Here is a 3,504-nt window from a genome sequence, read left to right on the forward strand (position 1 = left end):
TTTAGTAAATAGAACCACTATTCACTAAAAATTTCCGACTTTTTATCCTCAATTTCCTGCCATCCTCGCTACGGGCGCTATTCTCGGACAGCCTCCTGGTTTAATTAGCTAACAATACTCACCATGACGAAAGAACCAAACCAGATAACCGTTGGTATGCATGAAGCAAAAACCAGGCTCTCGGAATTAGTGCGCCTGGCTCTGGAATAAAATGCCGACGTTATCATCACCCAGCGTAAAAAGCCGGTCATGCGGCTGGTGCCTTATACAACACCGGAAATAACAAGGCACATGGTTTATTAAAGGGAAAGGTTGCCTGCGACAAGAGCATTTCTGATACATCTGACGATGTTATCTTTTATTCGGGCATCTCAGAGCCATGCAACAGGGCATCAAAAAGAACATCAAAAGGGACATCAAAAACGCCCATGGAAACCCTGAAAGGATCGGTACTTTTCTATGAAAACCCGACCGACCCCATTGCTGATGAAGACTGGGAGGCCAACCATTGATCGTCCTTGACACCCATATCCTGATCTGGTGGCTCTCCGGCTGCCATAAGTTAAGCCCAGCCGCACGTAATGCCATTGAACAGTAACAGAAAAACAACGGTTGCCTGATAGTATCCACCATTACCAGCTGGGAGATCGCCATGCTGGTCAACAACGGCCGACTGAATCTGACCATGGATCTGGACTCCTGGCTGGGATTGGCGGTGCAGGTGGATTTACTGCATTTCGAACCTTTACCCACCAAGGTGGCCATTGAATCCACCCGATTACCTGGCCAGTTCCATAAAGACCCGGCAGACCGGGCGATTGTCGCGCTATCCAGATCATTAGCCGCACCATTGGTGATGGCTGATGAAAAGATACTGACTTATGCGCACGTAAAAACCATCAGCTGGCGTCAGCTTTGCATCAACGGCCCCATCACATCAACAACCGTCTGCTTGGACCAGTCCGCCAGCAGCATAAAATGGGGCAAAAGCACCGACTGCTGCCAGGCCCGATCCTGCTCCAGGGGAGCAAACGTCAGCAGACCAACAAGAATCGTCACCAGCAAACAGCCTCGCAAACCGCCAAACACCATGCCCAGAATCCGGTCAGTACCCGACAACCCCGTGGCCTGCACCAGTTCAGCAATAATGCGATTCACCAGCGCACCCACCATCAGCGTTGCCACAAACAGCAGGGCGCAAGCCGCCATTACCCTGACCGATGGGGTTGCTATGTAATCCGTAAAACGCTCAGACAGGGCCCCACCAAACGACCAGGCAACAAAAATAGCGGCCAGCCAGGTCAACAGGGAAAGAACCTCTTTAAAAAAACCGCGCTTTAGACTGATCAGCGCGGAGATGATAACAATACCGGCGATCAGCCAGTCAATCCAGGTGAAAGTCAATACTTAACTCCCTTATAAAAAACGGAACCATGCTATGCTGGCAACTGCCTGACCATCAAACCCTTCCGTAGGTATCCTCAAAACGCACAATATCATCTTCACCGAGATACCCGCCACTTTGCACCTCGATCAATTCAAGGTCAAACTTCCCGGGATTCTCCAGCCGATGCACCGCACCAATAGGAATATAAGTGGACTGATTTTCAGTTAACAGAACCTCTTTCCCATCAATTTCCACCAGCGCTGTGCCCTTTACCACCACCCAGTGCTCAGCCCGATGATAGTGCTTCTGTAACGACAACCTGGCACCCGGTTTGACCATAATGCGCTTTACCTGAAAACGCTCGCCCAGATCAATGGAGTCATAAGCCCCCCAGGGCCGGTAGACCTTCCGGTGCACATTCACCTCAGGACGTTCTGCGGCTTTCAAGGACTCAACTACCTTCTTGACATCCTGCACCCGGGCTTTGTGCGCAACCAGAATAGCATCGTCGCTTTCTACCACAACAAGATCATGGACACCAACCGTCGCAATCAGCTTTTTCTCACTACGAACATAGGTATTGGCGGTATCCAGTAGCAGAACATCGCCCTGAAACGAGTTCCCCTGCTCATCCTGCCCGGCAATATCGGCCAGTGAAGACCAGGAACCAACATCAGACCACCCGGCATCCAATGGGACAACAACGGCATCCGTCGTTTTTTCCATCACCGCGTAGTCGATAGACTCATCCGGGCATGCCCGGAAGGCTGCTTCATCCAGCCGGACAAAATCAAGGTCAGGGTTCTGAACCCTCATCGCTTTTTCACAGGCTGCCAGAATATCTGGCCTGTACTGCTTCAGTTCCTCAAGATAGCGGGCAGCCTTGAACAGAAACATGCCGGAGTTCCAGTAATAATCGCCAGAAGCCAGATAGCCCTGGGCGGTCTCCAGATCCGGCTTCTCAACAAACTGTTGTACACAGTAGATAGTGGTGAGTGATGAGGCGTGAGTTGTGGCTTCAGTCGTTTTATCAGCTATTCCCTGATTATCAATTAACTGCTCACCCGCCTTGATATAGCCGTACCCCGTTTCCGGATGGTCAGGCACAATACCAAACGTCACCAGCTTACCATTCATTGTTGCCGGCAATGCCGCCTCAATAGCCCGATGAAACGCCTTTTCATCCTGAATTACATGATCTGCCGCCAGCACCAACAAGACGGGCTCTTCCTGGAGATCTAACGCTTTTAAAGCAGCCAACGCAACGGCAGGTGCCGTATTCCTGCCCACCGGCTCAAGAATAATCGCCTCGGCACTGCGCCCCATCTGGCGAAGCTGCTCTGCCACCAGAAAACGGTGATCCTCATTGGCAATCACCACGGGAGCCTCCACAGAATTCAGGCCATCCAGCCGGGCTACTGTGTTCTGAAACATAGTCTGTTCATTGACCAGTGGCAGAAACTGCTTCGGGTTCAGGGCCCTGGACTGAGGCCAGAGGCGGCTGCCAGAGCCGCCGGACATGATAACGGGTATTAAATTCATAGGTGTTTGGGGGGTAATTTGTGGGGTATGAGTTGGAAGTTATGAAGCAGGAGCAAAAGTAAAGTCATCAACTAAAACCTGATAACTCATAACTGGAACTCAAACAGAACGGAGTTCTGCCCCATTCTTCAGAAACCACTGATAAGTCATAGACAACCCTTCATGCAAAGGAATCGACGCCAGATACACCTGGTCAATCTGGAAAAACTCTGCCACTGCCTGCTGGCTGGTCAGATCAAGTTCACTGCGACTGCGGGTCACAATTTGAACATTGCTGTGCCGGTCAAGAAGACGGACAATCGAAGAACCCACCATTCCACCATGGCCGACAATAAAAACAGTTTTCATAATTAATGGGTATCTGGAGAATATAGAATCAAATCAGAATGGCTGGCAAAAATCACGGTCACTATGCAGGACTGGCAAACTGAATTGAATGGCAATCCAGAAGACTTTATCAGGGAGATCAGACAATAAGCGTACTTACCATCAAGCTGACCGAATAACGCAACAATGAAGTAATTGTCCTGAAATAATTTCGACATTTTGAACTCGATCTCCGTTCATCCTGAGCT

Annotated in this window: 3 protein-coding genes; all 3 read right to left on the reverse strand. The window is 50.1% G+C overall.

Annotated elements, in window-relative coordinates:
* Positions 1–909: 909 nt before the first annotated feature.
* Positions 910–1,404 carry a CvpA family protein gene (locus KDK14_RS18595; protein WP_257266697.1) on the reverse strand — a complete coding sequence of 165 codons (495 nt, stop codon included), beginning with the start codon at positions 1,402–1,404 and terminating at the stop codon, positions 910–912.
* A gap of 55 nt (positions 1,405–1,459) precedes the next feature.
* Positions 1,460–2,929, reverse strand: coding sequence for a mannose-1-phosphate guanylyltransferase/mannose-6-phosphate isomerase (locus KDK14_RS18600; protein WP_257266698.1), 1,470 nt, complete (start codon positions 2,927–2,929; stop codon positions 1,460–1,462).
* A gap of 99 nt (positions 2,930–3,028) precedes the next feature.
* The gene (locus KDK14_RS18605) at positions 3,029–3,277 is read right to left on the reverse strand and encodes an NAD-dependent epimerase/dehydratase family protein (protein ID WP_257266699.1); all 249 of its coding nucleotides are present in this window, start codon (positions 3,275–3,277) and stop codon (positions 3,029–3,031) included.
* Positions 3,278–3,504: the final 227 nt, after the last annotated feature.

The organism is Endozoicomonas sp. ONNA2, assembly GCF_024606365.1.
Lineage (GTDB): Bacteria > Pseudomonadota > Gammaproteobacteria > Pseudomonadales > Endozoicomonadaceae > Endozoicomonas.

Coding starts and splice junctions, on each gene's coding strand:
- KDK14_RS18605 (WP_257266699.1), bottom strand. CDS start 3,277: ATGAAAACTGTTTTTATTGTCGGCCATGGTGGAATGGTGGGTTCTTCG.
- KDK14_RS18600 (WP_257266698.1), bottom strand. CDS start 2,929: ATGAATTTAATACCCGTTATCATGTCCGGCGGCTCTGGCAGCCGCCTC.